Raw genomic sequence first — 283 nt, 5'->3', positions numbered from 1 at the left:
CAGGAGCAGTGAGTGCAGAATCCACAGAAGCGGTTAACGGCGGACAGCTGCACAGTCTGTCTACGGTAACTGTAGCAGGACTGAATTCTGTAAACAACGACCTGAACACCCTGTCACTGTCTACAACTACCGGCCTGAACAATCTGACAAATAGCCTGAACAGCACAAATCAGACTCTGACTACATTGCAGGCAAATACATTGCAATGGAAAGGCAGTGCCTATGATGCCGGCCATAATGGTACGGCGCAGCGGATTACCAATGTAGCAGCAGGCAATATAGC

1 protein-coding gene is annotated in these 283 nt (G+C 49.5%); it reads left to right on the top strand.

All coding sequences use genetic code 11. The features are described from left to right. Positions 1 to 8: 8 nt before the first annotated feature. On the top strand, positions 9 to 283 hold a 275-nt coding region (locus H3V01_RS10945), incomplete at its 3' end, for a hypothetical protein (RefSeq protein WP_198186796.1).

Source organism: Snodgrassella sp. M0351 (assembly GCF_016100575.1).
Taxonomy (GTDB): Bacteria; Pseudomonadota; Gammaproteobacteria; order Burkholderiales; family Neisseriaceae; genus Snodgrassella; species Snodgrassella alvi.
This window is presented reverse-complemented; position numbering and strand designations above follow the sequence as displayed.